Origin of the sequence: Devosia sp. SL43, from assembly GCF_021729885.1 — a bacterium.
In the GTDB taxonomy this organism is placed as follows: Bacteria; Pseudomonadota; Alphaproteobacteria; order Rhizobiales; family Devosiaceae; genus Devosia.
Genome location: NZ_CP063401.1, coordinates 290,910 through 315,639 on the forward strand (window position 1 = coordinate 290,910; position 24,730 = coordinate 315,639).

The 24,730-nt window shown below is 62.7% G+C and carries 23 protein-coding genes; 14 read left to right on the plus strand and 9 right to left on the minus strand.

Annotation, left to right across the window (positions count from 1 at the left end; all coding sequences use genetic code 11):
- Positions 1-73 precede the first annotated feature (73 nt).
- Both uvrA and IM737_RS01425 read right to left on the minus strand, forming a co-directional pair.
- The gene (gene uvrA / locus IM737_RS01420) at positions 74-2,971 is read right to left on the minus strand and encodes an excinuclease ABC subunit UvrA (protein WP_236897765.1); all 2,898 of its coding nucleotides are present in this window, start codon (positions 2,969-2,971) and stop codon (positions 74-76) included.
- A 219-nt stretch (positions 2,972-3,190) separates the two neighbouring features.
- Positions 3,191-3,835 (minus strand): LysE family translocator, encoded by a 645-nt coding sequence (locus tag IM737_RS01425; protein WP_236897766.1) that lies wholly within the window; start codon positions 3,833-3,835, stop codon positions 3,191-3,193.
- 321 nt (positions 3,836-4,156) lie between these two features.
- On the opposite strand from IM737_RS01425, the gene ssb reads away from it, so the two are divergent.
- Positions 4,157-4,687: a single-stranded DNA-binding protein gene (gene ssb / locus IM737_RS01430; protein ID WP_236897767.1), complete on the plus strand. Its 531-nt coding sequence runs from the start codon at positions 4,157-4,159 to the stop codon at positions 4,685-4,687.
- Positions 4,688-4,872: 185 nt separating this feature from the next.
- Here ssb and IM737_RS01435 read toward each other — a convergent pair whose 3' ends face one another.
- The 4 genes from IM737_RS01435 to IM737_RS01450 all read right to left on the minus strand — a co-directional run bounded on the left by IM737_RS01435 (position 4,873) and on the right by IM737_RS01450 (position 10,464).
- Positions 4,873-5,910, minus strand: a complete 1,038-nt coding sequence (locus tag IM737_RS01435) for a GGDEF domain-containing protein (protein WP_236897768.1) — start codon at positions 5,908-5,910, stop codon at positions 4,873-4,875.
- Between the two features lie 415 nt (positions 5,911-6,325).
- On the minus strand, positions 6,326-6,853 hold the full coding sequence (locus IM737_RS01440) for a hypothetical protein (RefSeq protein WP_236897769.1): 528 nt from the start codon (positions 6,851-6,853) through the stop codon (positions 6,326-6,328).
- A 180-nt stretch (positions 6,854-7,033) separates the two neighbouring features.
- Positions 7,034-9,433 (minus strand): efflux RND transporter permease subunit, encoded by a 2,400-nt coding sequence (locus IM737_RS01445; RefSeq protein ID WP_236897770.1) that lies wholly within the window; start codon positions 9,431-9,433, stop codon positions 7,034-7,036.
- A gap of 149 nt (positions 9,434-9,582) precedes the next feature.
- Positions 9,583-10,464, minus strand: a complete 882-nt coding sequence (locus tag IM737_RS01450; RefSeq protein WP_236897771.1) for an NAD(P)H-binding protein — start codon at positions 10,462-10,464, stop codon at positions 9,583-9,585.
- Positions 10,465-10,613: 149 nt separating this feature from the next.
- Between IM737_RS01450 and IM737_RS01455 the strand changes: the two genes are divergently transcribed.
- Positions 10,614-11,018 (plus strand): winged helix-turn-helix transcriptional regulator, encoded by a 405-nt coding sequence (locus IM737_RS01455; protein ID WP_236897772.1) that lies wholly within the window; start codon positions 10,614-10,616, stop codon positions 11,016-11,018.
- Between the two features lie 21 nt (positions 11,019-11,039).
- Here IM737_RS01455 and IM737_RS01460 read toward each other — a convergent pair whose 3' ends face one another.
- Positions 11,040-11,513: an SRPBCC family protein gene (locus tag IM737_RS01460; RefSeq protein ID WP_236897774.1), complete on the minus strand. Its 474-nt coding sequence runs from the start codon at positions 11,511-11,513 to the stop codon at positions 11,040-11,042.
- Positions 11,510-11,848, minus strand: a complete 339-nt coding sequence (locus IM737_RS01465) for an ArsR/SmtB family transcription factor (RefSeq protein WP_236897775.1) — start codon at positions 11,846-11,848, stop codon at positions 11,510-11,512. The genes IM737_RS01460 and IM737_RS01465 overlap by 4 nt, the downstream gene beginning before the upstream one ends.
- A 108-nt stretch (positions 11,849-11,956) precedes the next feature.
- Here IM737_RS01465 and IM737_RS01470 point away from each other — a divergent pair, with 108 nt between their 5' ends.
- Together IM737_RS01470 and gyrA are read left to right on the plus strand one after the other, a co-directional pair.
- Positions 11,957-12,322 carry a bleomycin resistance protein gene (locus IM737_RS01470; protein ID WP_236897776.1) on the plus strand — a complete coding sequence of 122 codons (366 nt, stop codon included), beginning with the start codon at positions 11,957-11,959 and terminating at the stop codon, positions 12,320-12,322.
- Between the two features lie 88 nt (positions 12,323-12,410).
- The gene (gene gyrA, locus IM737_RS01475) at positions 12,411-15,176 is read left to right on the plus strand and encodes a DNA gyrase subunit A (protein WP_442874158.1); all 2,766 of its coding nucleotides are present in this window, start codon (positions 12,411-12,413) and stop codon (positions 15,174-15,176) included.
- A 32-nt stretch (positions 15,177-15,208) separates the two neighbouring features.
- On the opposite strand, the gene IM737_RS01480 is transcribed toward gyrA, so the two are convergent.
- Positions 15,209-15,706 carry a DUF805 domain-containing protein gene (locus IM737_RS01480; protein ID WP_236897777.1) on the minus strand — a complete coding sequence of 166 codons (498 nt, stop codon included), beginning with the start codon at positions 15,704-15,706 and terminating at the stop codon, positions 15,209-15,211.
- A 160-nt stretch (positions 15,707-15,866) separates the two neighbouring features.
- On the opposite strand from IM737_RS01480, the gene IM737_RS01485 reads away from it, so the two are divergent.
- The 10 genes from IM737_RS01485 to pgi all read left to right on the plus strand — a co-directional run bounded on the left by IM737_RS01485 (position 15,867) and on the right by pgi (position 24,726).
- A complete protein-coding gene (locus tag IM737_RS01485) occupies positions 15,867-16,484 on the plus strand; it encodes a LysE family translocator (RefSeq protein ID WP_236897778.1) in 618 nt (205 codons plus the stop codon).
- A gap of 114 nt (positions 16,485-16,598) precedes the next feature.
- Positions 16,599-17,093 carry a pantetheine-phosphate adenylyltransferase gene (coaD, locus tag IM737_RS01490; RefSeq protein WP_236897779.1) on the plus strand — a complete coding sequence of 165 codons (495 nt, stop codon included), beginning with the start codon at positions 16,599-16,601 and terminating at the stop codon, positions 17,091-17,093.
- Positions 17,090-17,677 (plus strand): peptidylprolyl isomerase, encoded by a 588-nt coding sequence (locus IM737_RS01495; protein ID WP_236897781.1) that lies wholly within the window; start codon positions 17,090-17,092, stop codon positions 17,675-17,677. The genes coaD and IM737_RS01495 overlap by 4 nt, the downstream gene beginning before the upstream one ends.
- A 204-nt stretch (positions 17,678-17,881) precedes the next feature.
- Complete coding sequence (locus tag IM737_RS01500) at positions 17,882-18,361, plus strand: peptidylprolyl isomerase (RefSeq protein ID WP_236897783.1); 480 nt, start codon at positions 17,882-17,884, stop codon at positions 18,359-18,361.
- Positions 18,362-18,490: 129 nt separating this feature from the next.
- Positions 18,491-18,883: a hypothetical protein gene (locus tag IM737_RS01505; protein ID WP_236897784.1), complete on the plus strand. Its 393-nt coding sequence runs from the start codon at positions 18,491-18,493 to the stop codon at positions 18,881-18,883.
- A gap of 101 nt (positions 18,884-18,984) precedes the next feature.
- A complete protein-coding gene (locus tag IM737_RS01510) occupies positions 18,985-19,434 on the plus strand; it encodes a DMT family transporter (RefSeq protein ID WP_236899833.1) in 450 nt (149 codons plus the stop codon).
- Positions 19,435-19,534: 100 nt separating this feature from the next.
- Positions 19,535-20,620 (plus strand): tRNA preQ1(34) S-adenosylmethionine ribosyltransferase-isomerase QueA, encoded by a 1,086-nt coding sequence (gene queA, locus IM737_RS01515; RefSeq protein WP_236897785.1) that lies wholly within the window; start codon positions 19,535-19,537, stop codon positions 20,618-20,620.
- Positions 20,621-20,663: 43 nt separating this feature from the next.
- Complete coding sequence (locus IM737_RS01520) at positions 20,664-21,893, plus strand: MFS transporter (RefSeq protein WP_236897786.1); 1,230 nt, start codon at positions 20,664-20,666, stop codon at positions 21,891-21,893.
- Between the two features lie 51 nt (positions 21,894-21,944).
- Positions 21,945-23,084, plus strand: a complete 1,140-nt coding sequence (gene tgt, locus IM737_RS01525; protein ID WP_236897787.1) for a tRNA guanosine(34) transglycosylase Tgt — start codon at positions 21,945-21,947, stop codon at positions 23,082-23,084.
- 10 nt (positions 23,085-23,094) lie between these two features.
- Positions 23,095-24,726, plus strand: a complete 1,632-nt coding sequence (gene pgi, locus IM737_RS01530; protein ID WP_236897788.1) for a glucose-6-phosphate isomerase — start codon at positions 23,095-23,097, stop codon at positions 24,724-24,726.
- Positions 24,727-24,730 lie beyond the last annotated feature (4 nt).

Here is a 24,730-nt window from a genome sequence, read left to right on the forward strand (position 1 = left end):
TTGATGGCGGAGGATTGGGAGGGGGTGTGACTGGCCCGGATATGGCCCCCGTCACACCCAGTCGCGTCGAACGCTACTCCGCCGCCCGCGTCGCGAACATCGGTCGCCTTGCCATCACTTCCTTGAGATAGTGTCCGGTATGCGAGCGCGGGTTGGCTGCGACATCTTCCGGCGTACCGACAGCCACGATCTCGCCACCGCCGTCACCGCCCTCGGGGCCAAGATCGATGATCCAATCGGCGGTTTTGATCACCTCAAGATTGTGCTCGATGACGACGACGGTGTTACCGCCATCGACCAGTTCATGCAGCACCTCGAGCAGCTTGGCCACGTCGTGGAAATGCAGGCCCGTCGTCGGCTCGTCGAGCATGTAGAGTGTACGCCCGGTGGCGCGCTTGCTCAGCTCCTTGGAGAGCTTCACGCGCTGCGCCTCGCCGCCTGACAGCGTCGTAGCCGGCTGCCCAACCTTGACATAGCCCAGGCCCACACGCTGCAAGGTCGCGAACTTGTCGCGGATAACGGGCACGGCCGAGAAGAAATCGACACCCTCATCGATGGTCATGTCGAGAATGTCGGAGATAGATTTGCCCTTGAACTGCACTTCCAGCGTTTCGCGATTGTAGCGCTTGCCCTTGCAGACGTCGCAGGTGACGTAGACGTCGGGAAGAAAGTGCATCTCGATCTTGAGGACGCCATCGCCCTCGCACTTCTCGCAGCGACCGCCCTTGACGTTGAAGCTGAAACGGCCCGGGCCGTAGCCGCGCGTCTTGGCCTCCGGCAGGCCGGCAAACCACTCGCGCAGCGGCGTGAAGGCGCCGGTATAGGTTGCCGGATTGGAGCGCGGCGTGCGGCCGATCGGCGACTGGTCGATATCGATGACCTTGTCGAGGAATTCGAGCCCGGTCAGCGACTCGTGCGGGGCCGGGACGACGCGGGCACCATTCAGGCGACGGGCAATGGCCTGGTACATGGTGTCGATCATCAGCGTCGACTTGCCGCCGCCCGAAACGCCAGTGATGGCGACAAACAGCCCGAGCGGCACATCGACCGAGACATTCTTGAGATTGTTGCCGGTGGCGCCCTTCACAGAAAGCGCCTTGCCCGTCTTGCCCTCGCGGCGTTCGGCCGGCATGGCAATGCCCATACGGCCGGAGAGATATTTGCCGGTCAACGAGTCGGGGTGGTTGAGAATGTCCTGTGGCGTACCCTCGGCGACGATATGGCCGCCATGCACGCCAGCCCCCGGACCGATATCGACCACATAGTCGGCGGTCATAATGGCATCTTCGTCATGCTCGACCACGATCACCGTATTGCCGATGTCGCGCAGCCGCTGCAGCGTATCGAGCAGGCGGGCATTGTCGCGCTGGTGCAGGCCGATGGACGGCTCGTCGAGCACATAGAGCACGCCGGTCAGTCCCGAGCCGATCTGGCTGGCCAGCCGGATACGCTGGCTTTCGCCGCCCGACAGGGTGCCGGAATTGCGGGCCATGGTGAGATAGTCGAGGCCGACGTCGATGAGGAAGCGCAGGCGCTCGTTGATTTCCTTGAGGATGCGTTCGCCGATGGTCATCTGGTTCGGCGTCAGCTTGGCCGGCAGCGCTTCGAACCACGCCAGCGACGCGCGGATCGACTTCTCGGTGACCTGTCCGACATGCAGCCCGTCGATCTTCACCGCCAGCGATTCCGGCTTCAGCCGATAGCCGCCACAGGCCACGCAGGGCTTGGCCGACATGAACTTTTCGATCTCTTCGCGCATGCCAGCGCTCTCGGTTTCCTTGTAGCGGCGCTCAAGGTTGCCGATGACGCCCTCGAATGGCTTGGTGGTCTTGTACTGCCGCAGGCCATCGTCATAGACGAAGTTCACCGGCGTCTTACCGGTGCCGTAGAGCACGGCGTGCTGCACCTCGAAGGGGAGGTCGCTCCAGGCGGTACCGGTAGATGCACCATACTGCTTCACCACCGCCTGCAAGGTCTGCAGGTAATAGGGCGCTGATGTCTTGGACCAGGGCAGGATGGCGCCGTCACGGATCGAGAGGGTCGCATCGGGCACGATCTGGTCTGGATCGATCTTCTGCTCGGTGCCCAGACCATCGCAGACCGGGCAGGCGCCGAAGGGGTTGTTGAACGAAAACAGCCGCGGCTCGATCTCGGCAATGGTGAAGCCGGACACCGGGCAGGCGAACTTCTCCGAGAAGGTGATCTGGCGCGGCGTGCCATCCTCGTTCTTCTCGTCGGCGAATTCGATCAGCGCGATGCCTTCGGCCAGCTTCAGCGCCGTTTCGAAGCTTTCGGCCAGGCGGCCGGAAATATCTGGGCCGACGACGATGCGATCGACCACCACTTCGATATCGTGCTTGAGCTTCTTGTCTAGGGCAGGGGCATCCTCGATCTCATGATACTCGCCATCGATCTTGACGCGCTGAAAGCCCTTGCGCATCAGGTCGGCCAGTTCTTTCTTGTACTCGCCCTTGCGGCCACGCGCGATCGGCGCCAGCAGGTAGATGCGGGTCTCGGCCGGCAGTTCAAGGGTCTTGTCGACCATCTGGCTGACAGTCTGACTTTCGATGGGCAGGCCCGTGGCCGGCGAATAGGGCACGCCGACGCGGGCGAACAGCAAGCGCAAATAGTCGTAAATCTCGGTGACGGTGCCAACCGTCGAGCGCGGATTGCGCGAGGTGGTCTTCTGCTCGATGGAGATAGCGGGCGAGAGGCCCTCGATATGCTCGACATCGGGCTTCTGCATCATTTCGAGGAACTGGCGGGCATAGGCCGACAGCGACTCGACGTAGCGGCGCTGCCCCTCGGCATAGATGGTGTCGAAGGCGAGCGAGGATTTGCCCGAGCCGCTGAGGCCGGTCATGACGATGAGGCTGTCGCGCGGCAGCGTGATGTCGATGCCCTTGAGATTGTGCTCGCGGGCGCCGCGCACGATCAGTTCACGGTTCTGGCTGGGCTTTGGCGTCTTCATCATATCAGTCCATGGCTCGGTGCGCCCGATGGCGGCACGGCGGCAGAAAGTGCAGATTGCATAAGGGCTGGAGGCTCACACAAATAGGTCGGGCGAGCCCTTGCCGCAAGCAGGCCACGCGCATGGCCGCCCGGCGCTCGTGTCACCTTAGCGTGTCCGCCCGCCATTTCCAAAACACCAAACGCGCTTTGGAACATAAGTGGAACAATGCAGATTCGGTCAAGGGCCGACATGCTGGGTGATCCCGTGCCAGGCGGTGAACAGAGCCGCCGCGATGAACAATGCCCCAGCGCCTCGACCGATCCAAATGGTCGCCTGTGGGTTACCGATCAGCGCGTCGCGGCCTTTGCCAGCGGCCAGCGCCAGGCCGCCATAGATGACGAACTGCATGGTAACAGTCATGATGCCCATCACCAGCGCCTGCGACCAGATCGGTCCATATTCCGGGCGGATGAATTGGGGGAAGACGGCCAGCACAAAGAGATAGGCTTTTGGATTGAGCAGGCAGGTGACCAGCCCCTGGCGGAAGGCGACCCAGTCGGAACGGCTCTTGGTCTGGCCGATGCTGTCGACGGTGATGGAACTGCGCAACAGCGTCCAGCCGATCCAGGCCATATAGGCGGCTCCAACAAGGATCATCGCCTGGAACAGCATGGTGGGCAGCTGCGTCAGCACGCCCACAGCGATGGCGCCGAACAGGGTATGCACCGCGCCGCCCAGCATGATGCCGCCGACTGCGGCGAAGCCCGCCCGGCGGCCACCCGTCAGCGCGTTGGCGATGACGAAGAACATGTCCATGCCGGGCACAACGATGATGCCGAACAGCAGCACGAGATAGATCCACAATGCTTCGCTATAGCCCATACGTTCCGGTTCCTCGCGTGTACCGATGCTGTCGACCAGCCCTGCTGACAGGCGATGTCAGTAGAACCTGACGGGATCGTGATTGACACAGAACATAACATGAACATACAGTGGGTGACTTGAAGGCGCTGGCCGGCTTCTTAGGTGTTCAAAACGTGCTGATCCAACGCGCGCCCGGGTTCGGGACAGGCTAAGATGGGGCATCTCGACAAGGCCAATGCAAATGGTCCGCGCTGTGGGCGGGCAGGGGTCTTGCGCAACCGTAAGTAAGCGTCCCGCGACCCAAGGCAGACCGGGACTGAATCGAAAGGAATTTTCGCCATGGCAGGCAGTGTGAACAAGGTCATCCTGGTGGGCAATCTCGGGGCTGATCCCGAAGTGCGCAACCTTCCCAGCGGCGGCAAGGTGGTCAATCTCTCGATCGCCACCTCCGAAAACTGGAAAGACAAGAATACCGGCGAGCGCCGTGAAAAGACCGAGTGGCACCGTGTGGTGATCTTCTCGGAAGGGCTGGCACGGGTGGCCGAAAGCTATCTCAAGAAAGGTAGCAAGGTTTATCTGGAAGGGCAGTTGCAGACGCGCAAATGGCAGGATCAGTCCGGCCAGGACAAATACTCTACCGAGATCGTCCTGCAGGGGTTCAACTCCAACATGACGCTGCTCGACGGTCGCGGCGAGGGGCAGGGCGGCGGCGATAGCGACGGCGGCTTCCGCGGTGTCGATAATGGCGGTGGCGGCGGTTTCCGCGGCGCTCGCGACAATGGCGGTGGCGGCAATGGCGGCGGCCAGCGTCCCCGCGCCAACGCCCCGGCCTTCGAGCCCGGCGGCATGGACGACGATATCCCGTTCTAGGGAGTGGAAGAAGCGGGTCGCGAAAGCGGCCCGTTTGTTTGTGGAGGTTACGCTTCTTGCCACGCCCTCGTGGTTCGAGGCTCGCACCTCACCATGAGGACTACTGATACTCCGAACTATCAACAGCCCTCATGGTGAGGTGCGCTTCTTCAGCGCCTCGAAACCATGAGGGCGTGGCAATCAACCTAGGCCGACCGGAATACCCGGCTCGTGTTCCGCCCAGCGCCCTTGGCGGCGTATAGTGCCATGTCGGCCCGGCGGAACAGATCTTCGGACGTCCCGCCCGTGTTGTGGGCGACGCCAACTGAGGCGCCCAGCTCTATGCGGTGGCCGCCGTGCACCAGCGGTCGACCGATGGCATCGACGATAGTCTCGGCGAGCGTTTCGACATCGGACGGCATCAATCCGGCACCGGTCAGCACCGCGAATTCGTCGCCGCCGATGCGCGCCACCAGTTCGACATTGCCGCAGCACTGGGTCAGCCGCATCGCGGCCTCCTTGAGACACTCGTCGCCCAGGGCATGGCCATGCGTGTCGTTGACTTGCTTGAAGCCATCGAGGTCGATCAGCAGCAGGCCGCTGATGGCGCGGCCACGTAGCCGGCCATCGAGATCATCCAGATGGTTCTGGAACTGGCTGCGATTGGCGAGGCCTGTCATCACGTCGTTCTCGGCCAGGTAGCGAGTGCGATCCGCCAGCAGTTTTTCCTCGGTAATGTCCTGCTTCATGCCAAAAATGCGTACGGCTACGCCGTTCTCCGCCTCCACCGCCCCGGTCAGCCGCATCCAGCGGCGCTTGCCCTTGGTGGTGACGATCTCGGCGATGACGCTGAAATCGGTACAGGTGGCGATGGCGTGCGCGCGCGCCGCTTCCATGGCAATGCGGGATTGCTGCGCATAGCAGGCAAGGGTCGTTTGGCGGTCGATAGCGGAGCCGCGCGGGATTTCGAACAGGTCATAGACGCCATTGGTCCAAGTCAGGCTGCCGTCTGACAGATCGCATTCCCAGATGCCGATCTTGGCCGTGGCAGAGGCCCGGTCGAATTGCCGGCGCAGGTAGTCCGAGCGCGCCGCGTTCTGCGCAAGCCTGGATGACAAGCGGGCAATCGTCGAGCGGCTGGTGACATCGATGGCCAATGCGGCCAGTCGATGGGCCATGGCGGCGCTGCGCGAGCGCCGGTCGGCCAGGCTCAGCAGCAGCGGCGCGCCGTCGCTGCCCACCATCGGAATACCTGCATAAAATCGGGGTGAGTTTGGGGAGGGATCGTCGATGGCTGTGTCGGCGATGACGAGCGGTACTTGCTCCGCAACGGCCTTTGTCTGCCATTTGGACAGGTCCCAGTCTGAACCGCACGAAGCCACCAGGTGCTTACGGTCAGCGCTGTGCCGGGTAATCGCGGCGCTATCCACGCCGAGCAGTCGGCGCAGTCGGTCCAGCCCCGCCCAAGCAGGACTAGTCGCCGGGTTTTCGGCCGTGACCGGAACAGCACTGACCGTATTAATACCGAGGCTGCTCAAAACCGAAACTCGTGGTTGGCATCCCGGTTACGCTATCGCGCCCGCAGTTAACACTTTGTGTTTCCACAAAAAACAAGCGGACTGCCGCAGCCGTCCGCTAAAAACGTTTACGGCGCGCACGTTACTTGCTGAACGGCACTTCGGCGCGCAGGCTGTCGCCGCTGGCGATATAGACGACCTCGAAAACCACGCCGATAGCGTTGTTGTTGAGGCTGATCTGGGCGGAGATGTTCATCTCCTTGCCTTCTTCGTCCTTGTCGCGCTCGCGCAGGTTGAACACCAGGCCGCCGCCGCGCTTCTGACCCACGGCGAGGCCGGTGAAGGTCGCATTGGAGCTCATCGCGGCCTCGTAGCGGCCGCTGGCTTCGATATAGGCCATCGTTCCGGCAACCGACAGCTGCGTGCCCGCCAGGGTGCAGCGGCCGTTATAGTTCACCTTGTCCTGGTTGCCCTGGCTGAGCGTCAGCCGGCAAACCACGGTTTCGGAATTGGCGCCCACCAGCGTGCCGCGACCGCGCCACTCGCCGATATAGGATTGCAGCAGAGCGACTTCTGCCGGACCGGCGAAAGCCGGGGCGGTGGCCGCGCCACCAGTCAAGAGCAGACCTGCCAGCGCAATGGCGCGCGACAGGGGTGCGAAATAGGTCATTGCACTAAGCCTCCAGTAAAATCATGCCCCCCAGCAAATCCGATATCGTAATTCGATATCAAATCCATTTGGTTGCACAGCAACCATCTCGACAATGTGAACCGGAACACGCCGATTCACCGCAGAATCAGTCCCATCCATGTAAGCGGGCGCCGAGGCGCCTCGCAAGCAGGTGATCGATCAGGTCGCCCGCGGATCGGGGTGGCCGCCCTCGGTGCCGCCGTCGCCTGTCTGCGTGTCGCCCGTCGGATCGTCCGGCGTCGAATCGTGGTCGGCCGTACGCACCCGGATCCTGGCCAGCGGTTCGAAAAACTTGCCACCGGCCGCCAGCAGGGCCGGCAGGATGAACAGATCGCCGATAACGGCAAAGCCAAGGGTGGAAACGAACAGGGTACCGAACAAAGCCACCTGCGGCAGTTCGGAGAAGGTGACAATGATCACGCCCGAACAGAGGATGATAGTCGTGGCGACGATGGCGCCACCTATTCGGTCCAGGGTGTGCTTGACCGCCTCCATATGCGGCCGCCCCTCCTCGCGCCGCGAATGCAGATAGTGCGACAGGAAGTGGACCGTGTCGTCGACCGCGATACCAAAGGCGATGGTCAGCGCGATCACGGTGGTCAGTTGCAGTCCCTGACCGCTGAGGTAAAGCCACGCTATGGTGCCGAGCACTGGGAAGAGGTTGGGAATCGCCGAAGCCAGCGCCACCCGGAAGGACTGGAAGGCAAAGCCGATCAGGCCAATATTGAGCAGCACCGAAATCGTCAGGTCGAGCTGCAGGCCATAGACGATCTGGTCGGTCGCGAAGGTCGTGAGGATGCGGAAGCCGCCCACTTCAGCACCATCGATCCCTGCCGCCCGCATCTCTGCGGTGACATTCTCGACGAGCAGCTTGAGGTCTTCACTGTCGATGACGGTCGGCATGAAGCCAGTGACCAGCGCCTGGCTGCCATCGTCGGTGACGAAGCGCTTGCGCATGAACGGCCCTACAGCATCGAACACCTCTTCGCGGGTGAAGCCGCTCTCAGTGTAGTTGGTCAGCGCCGCCGCCGAGATGACTTTGTTCTCACCCAGATGCGACTCGAGGATGTCGTGCACCTTGCGGATGGTCTCGAAATCGGTCGGGCCGACATTGGGGTCGTTCTCGACCAGCGGCACGCGAATATAGATTGGCGCCACGCCGCCCACGCCGGAATCGATCTCCTCAGCCGCTGTCAGCGCTGTCGAGTCCTTGGCCACAAAATCCTCGAACGAGAAGTGCGGCTTGATCAGCAGGTAGGGCACAAACAGGGTGATAGTGACGGCGATGGCCAGCACCGACAGGGCCCGGCCGAAGCGGCTGGCGATGAACCAGGCCAGCGGCAGCGGTGCGGTCAGCACCAGGCTGGAGCGCTTGGGTGGCTTGAAGCCGAGACGAATGGCCAGCTTGAGCAGCAGCGGCAGGAACGTCATCAGGCAGACGAACAGCAGGAATGTGCCGATAGAGCCGGCCATCGAGAATTCACGCACACCTTGCCCAGGCGTCAGCCAGAGCGAGGCAAAGCTCACCAGCGTTGTCAGCATGGTGAGGGCGGCGGCAGGACCGACAAGCTTTACCGTGGCGTCGACCGCCTTGTTGGGCTCCATCCCGTCGCGCCAATAAGCCAGCCAGTTGAAGATAAAGAACATTGCTTCGGCAAAGGAAATCACCAGCACCAGCGTGGTCACGATGATGGTCAGGAACGAGAACGAGCCGAAGAACAGCAGGACCATCCCCATCGCCCACATCACCGCCAGGAACGGCGTAGCCGCCACGAGCAGGGCGCCGGTCAGCGAGCGGAGGGCCAGCAGCGCGATGATGGCGCCGAGGCCAAAGCCCCAGACGGTGAACTTGACCTGATCGTCGACCGCCGCATTCAGCATTTCGGAGGTCCATACCGGCGGGCCGGTCAGCTCGATGCTGACATCGGCGCTCTGGTAGGGCGCGATGGTGTCGCGCAGGCTGGCGATCATCGTCTTGGTGCCCTGTTCCTTCACCAGCTCCTGGTTGGGGAACATGATCAGCACCACGCCCGACAAATCCGGCGTGATGAGATTGCGCATCATCGGATCGTTCTGCTGTAGATCCGTCAGCGCCAGGGCCACCTGGGCGAAGTCGGTCATGCCTTCCGGCACGGCAGGCACCGAGCCGCCAGCGCCATCCGGCTTGCGCAAGGTGAACGGCGACATGGTGCCGACCGCGAACTCGTTGAGCTCCAGGTCGAAGGCAAGTTCGCGGATTTTCTCCAGCGTTTCCGGGTTGGTCAGCGTCGGCGACGTTACCAGCAGGTAGATGTCGTTTTCGAATGTTCCGAAGGTCTCGGCCAGTTTCTCGTATGCGTCGTAATGCTCACCGGAATGGGCATAGACCCGCAGCAGGTCACCATCGACATTGGCCTTGGGAATTTGCGTGAAGCACAGGATCGAAAAGGCAAGAACCGCGAGGGCTACGGCGCGCGGAAAACGCAGGGTGGTGAGGCCGATATATTCAAGGCCAAAGCCGATCGACCGATCATAGGCAAAACGCGACCAAGCACGCTGAAAGAAAGAACCACCAGACACTGCGACCCGACTCCGCGAATACGGCGACAAATTGGCGCGATTTCTACGGGTTTGTGAAGATCAGGTCCAGCGGTTGCAGGCGTTCCGATGCGTTTGTGGCAATATTGCCGGTATGTTTGGCTCCGTGCCGAAACACGGAGCCAATATCGTCATGCGCCCAGAGCGGCGCGGTTCTCGGTCAGGAAGTCGGCCAGCGTCTGTGGCTTGCGGCCCGAGAAGCGCTCGACGGTATCGGTGACGACACCATGGAAGCCAAGCACCGCGTCGACCTGGAACGCCACCAGCGCCGCCGCAAATCCTTCGGGCAGGCCCGCGCCAACCAGGCCCGCCGTCAGTTCGGGTGGGGTGATGGCGATGCTGTTGACCGGCTTGCCGGTGAGCTGCGAATAGAGCGCCGCGCGCTCGACATTGGTGACGGCGGCCGGACCGGTGACGTCCTCGATGGACTTGCCTTCTGCAGTGAGGAGAGCGCCGGCAGCAGTGCGCGCGGCGTCGGCACGGGTCACATAGGCGGTGCCACGATCGCCAATCAGGCCGAACAGCTGGCCTGTTGCGATCTCGTGCGCCGCGCCCATGAGATTGTTCTCGGCATACATGTGATCGCGCAGGATCGTAAAATCCAGCCCGCTTTGGGCTAGCGCCACCTCGGTCCAGTAATGCTCGATGCCAAGGCCCGCATCGGCATTGGGGCGGGCCGCCGGGGCGGAGGTGTAGACGATGTGCTTGACGCCGGCAGCTTTCGCCGCGGCGATGGCTGCCGTCTGCTGGGCAACGCGCTTGCCGATCCCATCGGTGCTGATGATCAGCACGCGGTCGACACCGGCGAAGGCGGCGGGCAGGCTTGCTGCATCGTCGAAATCAACCTTGCGCACAGTCACGCCGCGAGCGGCCAGATCGGCCAGCTTGGCTGGGTCGCGCGTGCCGGCGATGAGCTTAGTGGCCCCGCGTGCCAGCAGTTCCTCGACGGCGATGCGGCCGAAATTGCCGCCAGCGCCGGTAACCAGCAGGGTCTGATCCTTAAATGAAGCCATGACGAACTCTCCTATTGTTGCGCCGACCTCTCCTTGCAACAGATGCCGATGGAGAGTAAGTATCGAACGGAGAGTGCTATCTAGTCGAGCCCGCCGGCTTGCGAAAGGAGGCACTTTCGCCGCGTAACGTCACCTTGAGGTAACCGCCTATGTTGTCCATGTCCGAGGAAGCCGCCGTCTATGTCGAGCGCTGGAACAGTGCGCCCCAGGGCAATGTTGGCAACTGCCCGGTTCGCGGCGTGCTCGACAAGATCAGCGACAAATGGAGCATGCTGCTGGTGATGACGCTGGCCGGTGGCCCCAAGCGCTTCAACCAGTTGCGCCGGGAAGTCCCCGACATCTCGCAGAAAATGCTGACCCAGACCCTGCGCGACCTGCAGCGCGACGGCATGGTCGCGCGCCGCGTCTTCGACACCAAGCCCCCCTCGGTGGAATACCGTCTGACGCCCATGGGCGAATCCATCATCGTGCCGTTTGGTCATCTGATCCAGTGGGCCAGCGAGAACCATCAAACTATTGGGGCATCGCGCGTGGAGTTCGACGCGCCGGTTTGACCGGCCTTTTTGGGGTCGAACTCACCCCAGTTTCAGCCGATCCACAGTCTGCGTCCAGCCGCCCTCGATGCCCATGTCGAACCATTCCTTCGCCTTGGCGTCGCTGACATGGGGCGGGACCTCCAGGCGACAGACCATTTCCGTGCCTTCGGGCACGGCGTTGAACTCCAGTGTCACCAGTAGCGCGTCGTGCAGGCCCATCGACAGGTCGGGCCAGCCGCCGACCGCGCCGAAATTGAACACCAGTCGCCGGGGCGGCTCGATTTCGCGATAAATGCCGCCGGTGACATAGGATTTGTCTTCGCGCTCGACCATCAGCAGGCGCCAGGCGCCGCCGACGCGCAGGTCGACCTCGGGCTCCTGTTCGTCCGCCATGCCGGGATTGAAGAACCAGCCGAGCTGCTTGGGATCGGTCCAGGCGGCAAAGACGGCCTCGGGCGGCACCGGATAGGTCCGGGTCAGGGTGAAGCCGCGCTTCTGCATGGGCATATTCATTGTTCGTCTCCTTTGCTCTGCCGCATCGCTTCCAGGTGTTCACCCAATCGGTCGAAGCGTTCGCCGAAGAACTGGCGGTATTGATCGATCCATTGGTCGGCCACCTGCAGCGGCGCGACGTCCAGCCGACAGGGCCGGAACTGCGCCGTCCGCTCCTTGACCACCAGCCCGGCTTCCTCGAGCACCTTGAGATGTCGTGAGATCGTCGGCAGCGTTGTCTTGAACGGCTCGGCTAACTCGTTGACCGTGGCCGGGCCCGCGGTCAGCCGCATCAGGATGGCGCGGCGGGTCGGGTCGGCGAGGGCGGCGAAAGTAGTGGTCAGTTGATCTTGCATAATTGCTCAATGACGTAATTACGTATATATGCAATTAACGAGGTTGACTGGGGTTGTCAACCGGCAGGAGCGACTGCAAGTTTCACACTGCTGGAGATCGAGACAGAGATGACGGATCATGCGACGCCCAACCTTCCATCGCGCGATTTTGCGGTCACAGCGGCGTTCTATGCTGCGCTGGGATTTCGGGAGAGCTGGCGCGACGAGGGGTGGATGATCCTGCAGCGCGGGACCATTCAGCTCGAATTCTTTGCGTTCCCTGACCTCGATCCGGCCACCAGCAGCTTCGGCTCTTGCCTGCGGCTGGACAATCTCGACCAATTCTACGCCGCTTGCGTGGCTGCAGGCATACCTGAGACGCGAGAGGGCTGGCCGCGGTTACACTCACCTAAGACCGAAGCATGGGGCGGCCGCGTCGCCGCTTTGATCGATCCCGATTGCAGCTTGCTGCGGCTGATCCAGAACCCGTCCTAACTCTCCACAGCCTTGCTGTCCGGAAATTAGCAATTCCACCCGGAATCGCCTACATATCGAGCAGTTCGAACAACCAAGAATCACCCCAGTGACCGATACGCCTGACAACGGAACCGGCGCTCTGCCGCCATCCGACATTTCGCTGATTTCCATCACCGACGAAATGCGGAAGTCCTATCTCGATTATGCGATGAGCGTGATCGTGAGCCGAGCGCTGCCCGACGTGCGCGATGGCCTCAAGCCGGTGCACCGGCGTATTCTGTTCTCGATGAGCGAGAATGGCTACGAGTACAACAAGCCGTTCCGCAAGTCGGCGCGCGTGGTCGGCGACGTGATCGGTAAGTACCACCCGCATGGCGACAGCGCGGTTTACATGGCCTTGGTGCGTATGGCCCAGGACTTTTCGATGGGCGAGCTGCTGGTCGAAGGCCAAGGCAATTTCGGTTCGGTCGACGGCGATATGCCGGCGGCCATGCGTTATACCGAAGTGCGCATGCAGAAGATTACCAATTCCATGCTCGACGATCTCGACAAGGATACGGTGGATTTCCGCGACAACTATGACGGCTCCGAACACGAGCCGACGGTCATGCCGGCGCGCTTCCCCAACATGTTGGTCAATGGCGGCGGCGGTATCGCCGTGGGCATGGCGACCAACATCCCGACGCACAACCTGAGCGAGACGATCGACGCAGCCTTGCTGATGCTCGACAATCCGTCGGTGTTGACCGAGGAATTGCTCGAAGTCCTGCCCGGCCCCGATTTCCCGACGGGCGGCATCATTCTGGGCCGTCATGGCATCCGCTCAGCCTACGAGACCGGCCGCGGTTCCGTGCTGGTGCGTGGTCGGGTGGCGGTGGAAGAAATCCGCAAGGAGCGCGAGGCGCTCATCATCACCGAGCTGCCCTACCAAGTGAATAAGGCGGCGATGGTCGAAAAGATCGCCGAGCTGGTGCGCGAGAAGCGCATCGAAGGCATCGCCGACATGCGCGACGAGTCCTCCCGCGAGGGCATGCGCGTCGTCATCGAGATCAAGCGCGACGCGCTGGCCGATGTGGTGCTCAACCAGCTTTACCGCTTCACGGCGCTGCAATCGTCCTTCGGCTGCAATTTCGTGGCCCTCAATGGCGGCAAGCCGCAGTTGATGAACCTGCGCGAGATACTCGGCGCCTTCATCGATTTCCGTCACGAAGTGGTTACGCGGCGGGCTCGGTTCCTGCTGAACAAGGCCCGCGATCGCGCCCATATCCTGGTGGGTCTGGCCGTGGCCGTCGCCAATATCGACGAGGTCATCGCGCTGATCCGCACCGCGCCCGATCCGGCGACGGCGCGCGAGCAGTTGATGACCCGCCGCTGGCCAGCGCAGGACGTGGCACCACTGATCGCCCTGATCGACGATCCGCGCCACCGCATCAACGAAGACGGCACGTTCAACCTGTCCGAGGAACAGGCCCGCGCCATTCTCGAGCTGCGTCTGGCGCGCCTGACTGCGCTGGGTCGCGATGAAATCGGCGAAGAGCTCAATGGCCTCGGCGCCGAGATCGAGGACTATCTCGAAATCCTGCGCAGCCGCGAGCGCGTGGTCGAGATCATTCGCAACGAGTTGCTCGAGATCAAGGAACAGTTCGGCACACCGCGCCGCACCGAGATTTCCGATGTGGCTGGCGATTTCGAGGACGAGGACCTGATTGCCCGCGAAGACATGGTCGTGACCGTGTCGCACGAGGGCTACATTAAGCGCGTGCCGCTCTCGACCTACCGGGCGCAGAATCGCGGTGGCAAGGGCCGCTCGGGCATGGCGACGCGCGAGGAAGACTTCGTCACGCGGCTGTTCGTGGCCAATACGCATACGCCGGTGTTGTTCTTCACCGATCGCGGCATTGCCTACAAGCTCAAGGTCTGGCGCCTGCCGCTGGCCCAGGCCAATGCGCGCGGCAAGGCGCTGATCAATATCCTGCCGCTGGAGCAGGGCGAACGGCTGACCACCATCATGCCGATGCCCGAGGACGAAGCCAGCTGGGCCAGCCTCGACATCATGTTTGCCACGACGCGCGGCACCGTGCGCCGCAACTCGCTGGCCGACTTCGTCGAAGTGCGCCAGAACGGCAAGATCGCCATGAAGCTCGATGAGGGCGACCAGATCGTCGGCGTCGACACCGCGACTGTCAATGACGACGTGCTGCTGACCACCGCACTCGGCCAGGCGATCCGCTTCCGCACCGACGACGTTCGCCTGTTCAAGGGCCGCGATTCCATGGGCGTGCGCGGAATTCAGCTGGCCGAAGGCGACGTGGTTATTTCGATGGCCGTGATCAACCACTCCGACGCCACCGCAGAAGAACGTGCGGCCTATCTAAAGATGAGCCGTGCCGTGCGGGGCGAAGGCGCCGAGGAAGAGACTGGTTCGGACGAAGGCGACGTGGTCGCCGGTGACCTGCCGCAGGACCGCTATGCCCAGCTCGGCGCGACCGAGCAGTTTATCCTCACCATCTCGGAAAACGGCTACGGCAAGCGCACCTCCAGCCACGAATACCGCATCACCGGTCGAGGCGGCAAAGGCATCGTCGCCATGGCGGTCAACAAGCGCAACGGCAACCTGGTCGCCAGCTTCCCCGTGGAAGATACCGACCAGATCATGCTGATCAGCGATGGCGGCCAGACCATCCGCCTGCCGGTCGGTGGCGACAAGCCGATCCGCATCGTCTCGCGCGGCAGTCAGGGCGTTATCGTCTTTGACACGGCCGAGGACGAGAAGGTGGTTTCGGTGGAACACATCAGCGAGCCGGAAGGCGACGACGATCTGCCGGAGGCACCTGAGGCCCCAGCAGTGCCTGACGCACCGGTCACTGAGTAAGAAGAAGGGGCGCTGCGGCGCCCCTTACCTTTTTAGATGAACCTGCCTGTCGCGGGGCCAAGGGAATAGGCCGACGCCTGTGGCCGTGCGGCGGCATTGCCCATTCGGATATCGCGCGGAATTGTCGAGCGGCGGGGTGCGACTGGCGTCTTGTAGCGCGGCTCGTACGTGCTGGGCGCGGGACCGTCGTAGTAATTGGTGCCCGCCTCGGAGGCGCAACAGGCCCAATAGAGCAGCACCAATCCGCCCAGCGGCACGAAATGCAGCAGGTACCAGGCGCCGGACTTCCCGATATCGTGCAGGCGCCGCACCTGCACCGTGAGGCCCGGCACGATGTGCGCGAAGAGCGCAAACAAGGTCAGCGGCGCAGACAGGTGCTCGGGGTCTGAATAGCCGCCCATCCTGTAGTCGGCATAGATAGCTACGGCGAAAAGGGCGTAGCTGACAACGAAGAACATCCAATACTGCAAGCGCGTGCTGCGCCCAGAAAACTCGAAGTAGCGCAGCATGCCATCGAAGTATGAGCGCATCCGCGGCCCCGGTCAGGATGTGTCGACGCCAATCAATAGCCGCTAAGGCGTGTGCGTTCAGTGCGCGCAAACGATACAAGTTTAGCGATGCGGTACTGATCGTCTTTCCCTTGCCTTTGGCCGCAGGCGGTGGCTTGCTTGGTGTCCAAGGAGTCCCGCCATGATCGATCCTGTCATCATTGTCCCTTACCTGCTCGCCTGCCTGCTCTTTGCGGTCATCCCCGGGCCATCGGTCTCAGTCGTCATTGCCAACTCGCTTGCTGGCGGAACCAAGGCGGGTCTCTTCACCATTCTGGGGACAGCGCTGAGCATGATCTCGATGGTGTTTGTCGTCGCCATCGGCCTCGAAGCGGTGATGACCTTCGTCTCGGGCGCCTTTGAAATCATCAAGCTGATCGGCGCCGCCTATCTCATCTGGATCGGCTGGAAAATGTTCCGCTCCTCTGGTCGTCTCGATATGGCTGCGGGCGACCGCCTGCCCATCGGGCGCTACATCTGGCAGGGCGCGCTGACGAACTGGTCCAACCCAAAAACGCTACTGTTTCTGAGCGCTTTCCTGCCGCAGTTCATCGATCTGAGCCGGCCCGCCTTCGGACAGATCATGACCCTCGGTATCATCTGTCTGGTCGTCGCCGCCTGCAGCGACAGTGTCTATGCCCTTGCCGCCGGTCAGGCTCGCCACCTGCTGACCGCAGCGCGCGTGCGCATGGTCAACCGCGTCTCGGGCGTGATCCTGATGATCGGCGGCGTCTGGCTAGCGCTGCAGAAGCGCGCCTGAGGGGCGATACGCAACGAGGCGGTTACCGGTCGCACGCATGATCGTCTCCCCGCGAACCTTGCCAGCAATCCCCTCGCATGACAAAACCGCGTTCAACAACAAGGGGAGGGCGGCATGGGCAGATTGGTGGGCTTCTATCCTGGATCGTTCGATCCGCTGACCAACGGCCATCTCGACGTCATCGAGCGGGCCTGCAAGCTGGTCGACACGCTGGTTGTCGCCGTCGGCATCAATGCCGGAAAGAAGACGCCGCTGTTTGCCCATGACGATCGCCTGGCGATTCTCGATCAGGTGCTGGGCCCGGTGGGCAAGCGTACCGATACCGAGTTCAAGATCGTCGACTTCAGCGGCTTGATGGTCACGGCGGCGCGCGAGCACGGCGCCAGGTTGATCATCCGCGGCCTGCGCGACACCACCGACTACAACTACGAAATGCAGATGGTGGGCATGAACGCGCAGATGGCGCCCGACCTGCAGACCGTCTTCCTGCCCTCCAGTCCGCCCGTGCGGCATATCTCGGCCACATTGGTGCGCCAGATCGCCGAGATGGGCGGCGATATTTCCGCCTTCGTCCCGCAAATCGTTCTCAAGGCTCTGAAATCCAAATGAACGCTATTACCCGTCGCCTGTTCGGCGCCCTCGTCATCGGCGCCGCTGCGCTGACCGCTGCCCCGGCCTTCGCCCAGACCGGTACGCCGCATCTGATCCTGACGCTCGAAGACGGCGTGGTCGATATCGAGTTGCTGCCTGCACTGGCGCCCAAGCATGTCGAGCGCGTCATCGCGCTGACTGAGCAGGGCGCCTATGACGGCGTGGTCTTCCACCGCGTCATCGATGGCTTCATGGCCCAGACTGGCGACGTCAAGTTCGGCAAGTCGGGTAGCGCAGACTTCAACCTGGCCAATGCTGGCATGGGCGGTTCCGATCTTCCCGACGTCCCCGCCGAATTCAACGCCGAGAGCTTCCAGCGCGGCGTGCTCGGTGCTGCCCGGTCACAGGATCCCAACTCGTTCAATTCGCAGTTCTTCATCACCACCGCCGAAGCCAGCTTCCTCGATGGCCAGTACACCGTATTCGGCAAGGTCGTGAGCGGTATGGAATTCGTCGATGCGCTCGAGAAGGGCCCGCAGAGCGCCAACGGCGCCGTGGCCAATCCGGATCAGATCGTTTCGGCGAAGATCGAATACAAGTAGGCTTGCGCCACGCCCTCGTGGTTCGAGGCTCGCGAAGAGCTCGCACCTCACCATGAGGGCTACTGGAACACTGCATCACGAGTAGCCCTCATGGTGAGGTGCGCCTATTGGCGCCTCGAACCACGAGGGCGTGTCCGGACCTTGCACCGCCAGCCCAATGGCCTTACATCCGGGCCACAAATTCCCAACCAGAAAGCACGACACATGGCTGATTACGCCGATCCCGAGAACACCCTCGTCATCGAAACCACCAAGGGCAAGGTCGTCATCGCCATGCGCCCGGACCTGGCGCCCGAGCACGTCGCCCACATCAAGAAGCTGGCGCGCGAAGGCTTCTACGACAATATCGTGTTCCACCGCGTGATCGAGGGCTTCATGGCCCAGACCGGTTGCCCCGATGGCCGTGGCACCGGCGGTTCGAAGTATCCGGACCTCAAGGCCGAATTCAACGCCGAGCCCCACGTGCGCGGCACCGCCTCGATGGCCCGCGCTCAGAGCCCGAATTCGGCCAACTCGCAGTTCTTCATCTGCTTCGGCGATGCGCCCTTCCTCAACAAGCAGTACACTGTGTGGGGCAAGGTCATCGAAGGCATGGAGAACGTCGACCAGATCAAGCGCGGCGAGCCGGTGATCAATCCGGACAAGATGCTGTCGGTCAAAGTTGCCGCCGATATCGCTGCCTGACCTTTGCTTTCGTGGGGCGGCCGGCAGGCCGCTCCACAGTCTATCGGCCGCGACCTAGTTCACCGACCATTCATTGGCACTCTGCTTGAAGGCGCCATCTGATCATTCAACGGCGTTCGGGAGAGATTGATGAAGGCCATTTCGCGCGGTATCGCGGCAGTCGCAGCAGTTTTGGTCATGGCGACGGGCGCACAGGCCAGCGAGGGGCTGATGTGCGAAGGCAAGGGCGCGACGGTTGATGTCGCGCTCGGTCGGCTCGTTATCGTGGGCGTCTTGGGCGCCTATGTCGAGGTTGGCGGCAACAGCTACTCCACCGGTCCGGAACGCGGCGAAGGCATCCCCATCATCACCGGCCAGGCCTTCGGTGATGACGATGGCATCAAGATCGACTTTGTCGATTCCAACGTCGAGGAAATCCTGGTCAAGGTCCGCCTGACCTATACCGGCAACGAAGACGAGCCGCTGGCCGGCACCGTCACGGCCGGTGACGTCACAGCCGACATTGCCTGCATGGCAGGCTGACCAGCGATTTACGCTGATGCCGGAATCGGATTTTAGTGCGCGCCACTTCAATCCGGCGCGTTGCTTCCAGCGTCGCGGCACAATCAGGTTATTTGATGAAAATGGATGCAGTGCTCTCTGCGCTGATGGGCATCGTTGCCGGTGCCTGCATTGCCACGCAGGCCCCAATCAATGCGCAGCTCGGGCGCAATCTCGGCGTGCCCATCGCGGCGGCCGGCGTCTCGTTCGTGGCTGGCGCAATACTGCTGTGGGCCATAGCCTTCATTTATAGCCATGTTACCACGACGCCGATCAATTTCGGTGCGCCCGCGCCCTGGACCTTCGTTGCGGGCGGCGTCCTAGGCGCTTTCTATGTGTTCTCGAACATCACTCTGACTCCGATGATAGGGGCCGCTGCCGTCATGGCCCTGTCCGTCGCCGGACAGTTGGTCGGCGGCCTGTTGCTCGACAAGATCGGCTTCATGGGCATGGCTGTCCGCGAAATCTCGGTCGGTCGGATAGCCGGCGCCGTCCTGCTGGTGGTCGGCGCCCTGATGATCCGGATGCTGTAGCGGGACATTCCTGCAACACTGAAATTATCCCGCGCCGCTGTCGCAGCGCCGGGCGCGCTGCGAGATTTCGCCATTGACCAGTCAATGCTAGGGACGGCGCATGCGCGTTTCCGACTTCGACTTCGACCTGCCCGAAAAACTCATCGCCCTGCACCCCGCCGAGCCGCGTGATTCCGCACGCTTGCTGGTGGTGGACCCTGCCGTCGGGCTGGCCGATCGTCACATCCCCGATCTGCTCTGGCTGCTCAAGCCCGGCGATGTGCTTGTCGTAAACGACACCCGCGTGCTGCCCGCCGAATTGCGCGGCACCCGCATTCGGGGCGAGAACCGCGCCAATGTCTCGTTCAACCTGCACAAGCGCGTCGATGCCCATACCTGGCGGGCCTTTGCGCGACCGGCCAAGAAACTGGCGCTGCTCGACCAGCTCGAGCTGGGCAACGGCCAGGCCGACGCACTGACGGCCCGCATTGCGGGCAAGGGCGAGACGGGCGAGGTGACGCTGGAATTTGACCTCGGTGGCGCCCAGCTCGACGAAGCGATCAAATCGCACGGCGCCATGCCGCTGCCGCCCTATATCGGTGCCAAGCGCGCCGTCGAGGAGCGCGACAAGGTCGACTACCAGACGGTCTACGCCGCCGAAGACGGGGCAGTCGCCGCGCCGACCGCTGGGCTGCATTTTACCGAAACGCTGCTGCAGCAGCTCAGCGACAAAGGCGTCACCATTGAGCGGGTGACTCTGCATGTGGGGGCAGGGACCTTCCTGCCGATGAAGGTGGACGATACCGACGACCACGTCATGCATGCCGAATGGGGTGAGATCGACCAGGCCACGGTCGAGCGCATCCACGCCAAGAAGGCCCTCGGCGGCCGGGTCGTCGCGGTGGGAACCACAAGTCTCCGCCTGCTCGAAACCGCCTCCCGCAAGACCGGCACGCTGCAACCGTTCAGCGGCGATACCGACATTTTCATCACCCCCGGCTTCCGCTTCGCCACGGTCGACGTGCTGATGACGAATTTCCACCTGCCCAAGTCGACCCTGTTCATGCTGGTCAGCGCCTTTGCCGGATTCGACGTGATGAAGGCGGCCTATGCGCATGCGATCGCCGACGGGTACCGGTTCTACTCGTATGGGGATTCGTCTCTGCTGTTGCGCGCGCAGCACGAGCAGGAGGATGAGGGGCTATAGCAGGCTGGTATCCGCACCGGGCTGAACGGGTATTGGGGAAGACATGTCGACGGCATTCAATCGCCTGGTTCGCCATCCGGGCTTTGTCTCACTCTGGATAGCCGACGGCCTGTCGAACTTCGGGACATTCGCCTTTACCCTGGCCCTGCAGCTCTTGTTGATCGAAACCATGCAGGCCGATCCCCTGGAAATCGGCTGGGTGCGCTCGGCCCAATGGCTGCCCTCGCTGCTGTTCGGGTTGGCGGCAGGCGTGATAGTCGACCGCATCCGGCGCCGGTCGTTGCTCATTGCGACCGACATCGCCAGTTGCTGCTTGCTGCTGTTGATTGCAGGGCTGGGATTTGCAGGCTCGCTGACCCCGCTGCTGCTCGCGGCGCTAGTCTTTCTCCTCGGTACCGCGGCGGTCCTGCAGGGCGGCGCCCACCAGTCCTTCACCGCTGACCTGCTACCACCAAACCTGCTGGCTGCCGGGAACGTCAAGCTCAGCCAGACCTATACACTGGCCCAGACCCTGGGGCCCTTTGTCGGCGGGCTGATCGTACGGCTGGCCGGCGCGCCTTTCGCCATGCTGGTCAACGCCGCGACCTATGGCGCATCGGCCCTGCTCATTGGGCGCATTCCCGATGCTGGCACTGCGCCAAAGGCCGAGAAGCGGTCTATCCTGTCCGACCTGCGCGAAGGGATTGCCTGGGTCTATACCCACCGTTTCCTCGCGCCCTATGCGCTGTGCCTCCACCTCTGGTTCGTTGGCAACAGCATTGCCGGCACAGTCTTTGTCTTCCACGCCACCAGTCTGGGCCTGGATGCCGCCGCCGTCGGACTGACCCTGGCCTGCGCCGGTGTCGCCGGACTTCTCGGGGCCGCCCTGGCTGAGCGGACGGCGCGGAAATTCGGCATCGGCGTGGCCATTCTGGCCGCGGACTTCGTTACGGGCTTTGCCTGGTTGCTGGCTGGGCTGGCGTCGCCGGACACGGCAATCTACCTGCTCTGCCTGGCACAGTCGGTTTTCGGTTTCGGTCTTGGTCTGCGCGGTCCGCTGGAAATGAGCTGGCGCAACGCGGTCACCCCGTCGCGCCTGCGTGGACGGATGAACACGACGATCCGCTCGATCAATTGGGGCCTGATCGCCGTGGCGGCGCCTTTCGGCGGCTGGGTGGCGCTACAATTCGGCAACAGCACCGCGCTGGTCTTGGCCGGCGCAATCATGTTGGCGACAGGAACAGCATTGCTGCTGTCGCGCTTCCGGTCCGCGACACTGCCCGCGGAGGTCTGAGGTGATTTCGGACCCTTCCTTCCTTGCTTTCAACCCGCTATGACGCGCGCCATGAACGCTCCGACCAAACTCGTCACCTTCACCCTTTCGGCCACCGATGGCATGGCGCGGCGCGGCCGCATCGACACGCCGCGCGGCGACATCCAGACTCCGGCCTTCATGCCGGTGGGCACGGCCGGCACGGTCAAGGCCATGTATCCCGAGCAGGTCCGCGAGACCGGCGCCGATATCCTGCTCGGCAATACCTATCACCTGATGCTGCGTCCCGGTGCGGAACGTGTCGCGTCGCAGGGCGGATTGCATGACTTCATGGATTGGCAGCGGCCGATCCTGACCGATAGCGGTGGCTTCCAGGTCATGTCGCTGGCCCAGCTGCGCAAGCTGACCGAAAGGGGCGTGACCTTCCGCAGCCATATCGATGGCTCCAGCCATGAGCTGACGCCCGAGCGTTCGATCGAAATCCAGACGCTGCTCGACAGCGACATCATCATGCAGCTCGACGAGTGCCTGAAGCTGCCGGCCGAATACAAGGAAATGGAGCGCGCCATGGAGCTGTCGCTCCGCTGGGCCGATCGCTCCAAGACCGCGTTCAACAACCAGCTCAACCGCGCTTTGTTCGGCATCGTGCAGGGCGGCGACAATCCTGAATTGCGCGCCCGCTCGGCGCAGGGGCTCAAGTCCATCGGCTTTGACGGTTATGCTGTTGGTGGCCTTGCTGTGGGCGAGCCGCAGGACGTCATGTTCAAGGTGATCGAGGAGATCACCCCGGAACTGCCGACCGACCGTCCGCGCTACCTGATGGGCGTCGGCAAGCCGGACGATATCCTCGGCGCCATCGGTCGTGGCATCGACATGTTCGATTGCGTGCATCCGACCCGCGCCGGTCGCCACGGCCACGTCTATACCCGCTTCGGCGTCATCAACCTGAAGAATGCCCGGCATAGGGATGATCACAGGCCGATCGACGAAGCCTCACCCAACCCCAATTGCCGGCGGTGGAGCCGGGCCTACCTCCATCACCTCGTTAAGACAGAAGAGATTTTGGGTGCGATGATCCTTTCCCAGATCAACCTCGCCTATTATCAAGAGCTGGTTCAGGGCTGCCGCGCGGCGATCGAAGGCGGCCGGTTCACCGATTTTGCGGCAGAGACGCGTGCGGCATGGGCCGCGGGCGACCTGCCTGTGCTGTAAGGAAAAGCTGATGGCTAAAGGCTCCGCTCTCAACTCGCTGATGAAGCATCGCAAGCGTCTTGCCGACGTGACGATGCGCGAGCAGTTCGCCATCGATCCGAACCGCTTCAAGCGCTATTCGGCAACGGGCGCCGGCATCCTGCTCGACTATTCCAAGAACCGGATCGATGAAGACGTGATGGCGGCCCTGTTCGACTTGGCGCGTGCTGCCGGGGTCGAGGAACGGCGCGACCAGATGTGCGAAGGCGATCATATCAACATCACCGAAGACCGGGCTGTCATGCACATGGCGCTGCGCTACCAGGGCGACAAGCCGGTGCCGGTCGATGGCAAGGACGTGATGCCAGACGTGCGCGGTGTGCTCGCTGCCATCGAGACCTATACTAACGCCATCCGCTCGGGCGAAATCCGCGGTCATGGCGGCGAGCAGTTCACCGACGTGGTCAATATCGGCATCGGCGGCTCCGATCTCGGCCCGGCCATGGTGACGCTGGCGCTCGAGCCCTATACCCGTGCCGACCTGCGCGCCCACTACGTCTCCAACGTCGATGGCGCCCACATCCACGACATCCTCAAGCGCCTCGATCCCAAGAAGACGCTGTTCATTGTCGCGTCCAAGACCTTCACCACCGACGAGACCATGACCAACGCCAATTCGGCGCGCGAATGGATCGCCGACACGATCGGTGAAGACGCCGTGCCGAACCACTTTGCCGCCGTTTCCACCAATATTCCGGCCTGCGCCAAGTTCGGCATCCGCGAAGACCGCATTTTCGGCTTTTGGGACTGGGTCGGCGGCCGCTATTCGGTTTGGTCCGCTATCGGCCTGCCGATCGCGCTGGCCGTTGGCTACGACAATTTCCTCGGCTTCCTGAGGGGTGCCGACGCCATGGACCGTCACTTCCTGACGGCGCCGCTGGAAGACAATCTCCCGGTCATCATGGCCGTGCTCGGTGTCTGGTATCGCAACGCCTGGGGTTTCTCGACCCATGCCGTGCTGCCCTACGACCAGCGCCTCAGCCGCTTCGCCGCCTACCTGCAGCAGCAGGATATGGAGTCGAACGGCAAGTCGGTGACGCTATCGGGCAAGCCGGTCGGCTGGTCCACCGGCCCCATCGTCTGGGGCGAGCCCGGCACCAATGGCCAGCACGCCTTCTACCAGCTGATCCATCAGGGCACCGACGTCATCCCTGCCGATTTCCTCATCGCCGCCAAGCCGCATGAATCGCTGCCACCGCACCACGACAAGCTGGTCGCCAACGTGCTGGCCCAGTCCGAGGCGCTGATGCTGGGCAAGACCAAGACCGAGGTCGTGGAAGAGCTCAAGGCGCAGGGTCTCGACAAGGCCAGGATCAAGGAACTCACCCCGCACAAGATGTTCCCCGGCAACCGTCCGTCCAACACGCTGTTCTATGAGCAGCTGACCCCAGAGACGCTTGGCTCGCTGGTCGCGCTTTACGAGCACAAGGTGTTCACCCAGGGCGTGATCTGGAACGTCAATTCCTATGACCAGTGGGGCGTCGAACTGGGCAAGCAACTCGCCAAGGCGCTGCTGCCAAAAGTATCAGGCGAACAGAGCGGGGAGGGGCATGACAGCTCTACCCAGGGCCTGCTGGCCTATTACCTCGCGAACAAGGCCTGATCGC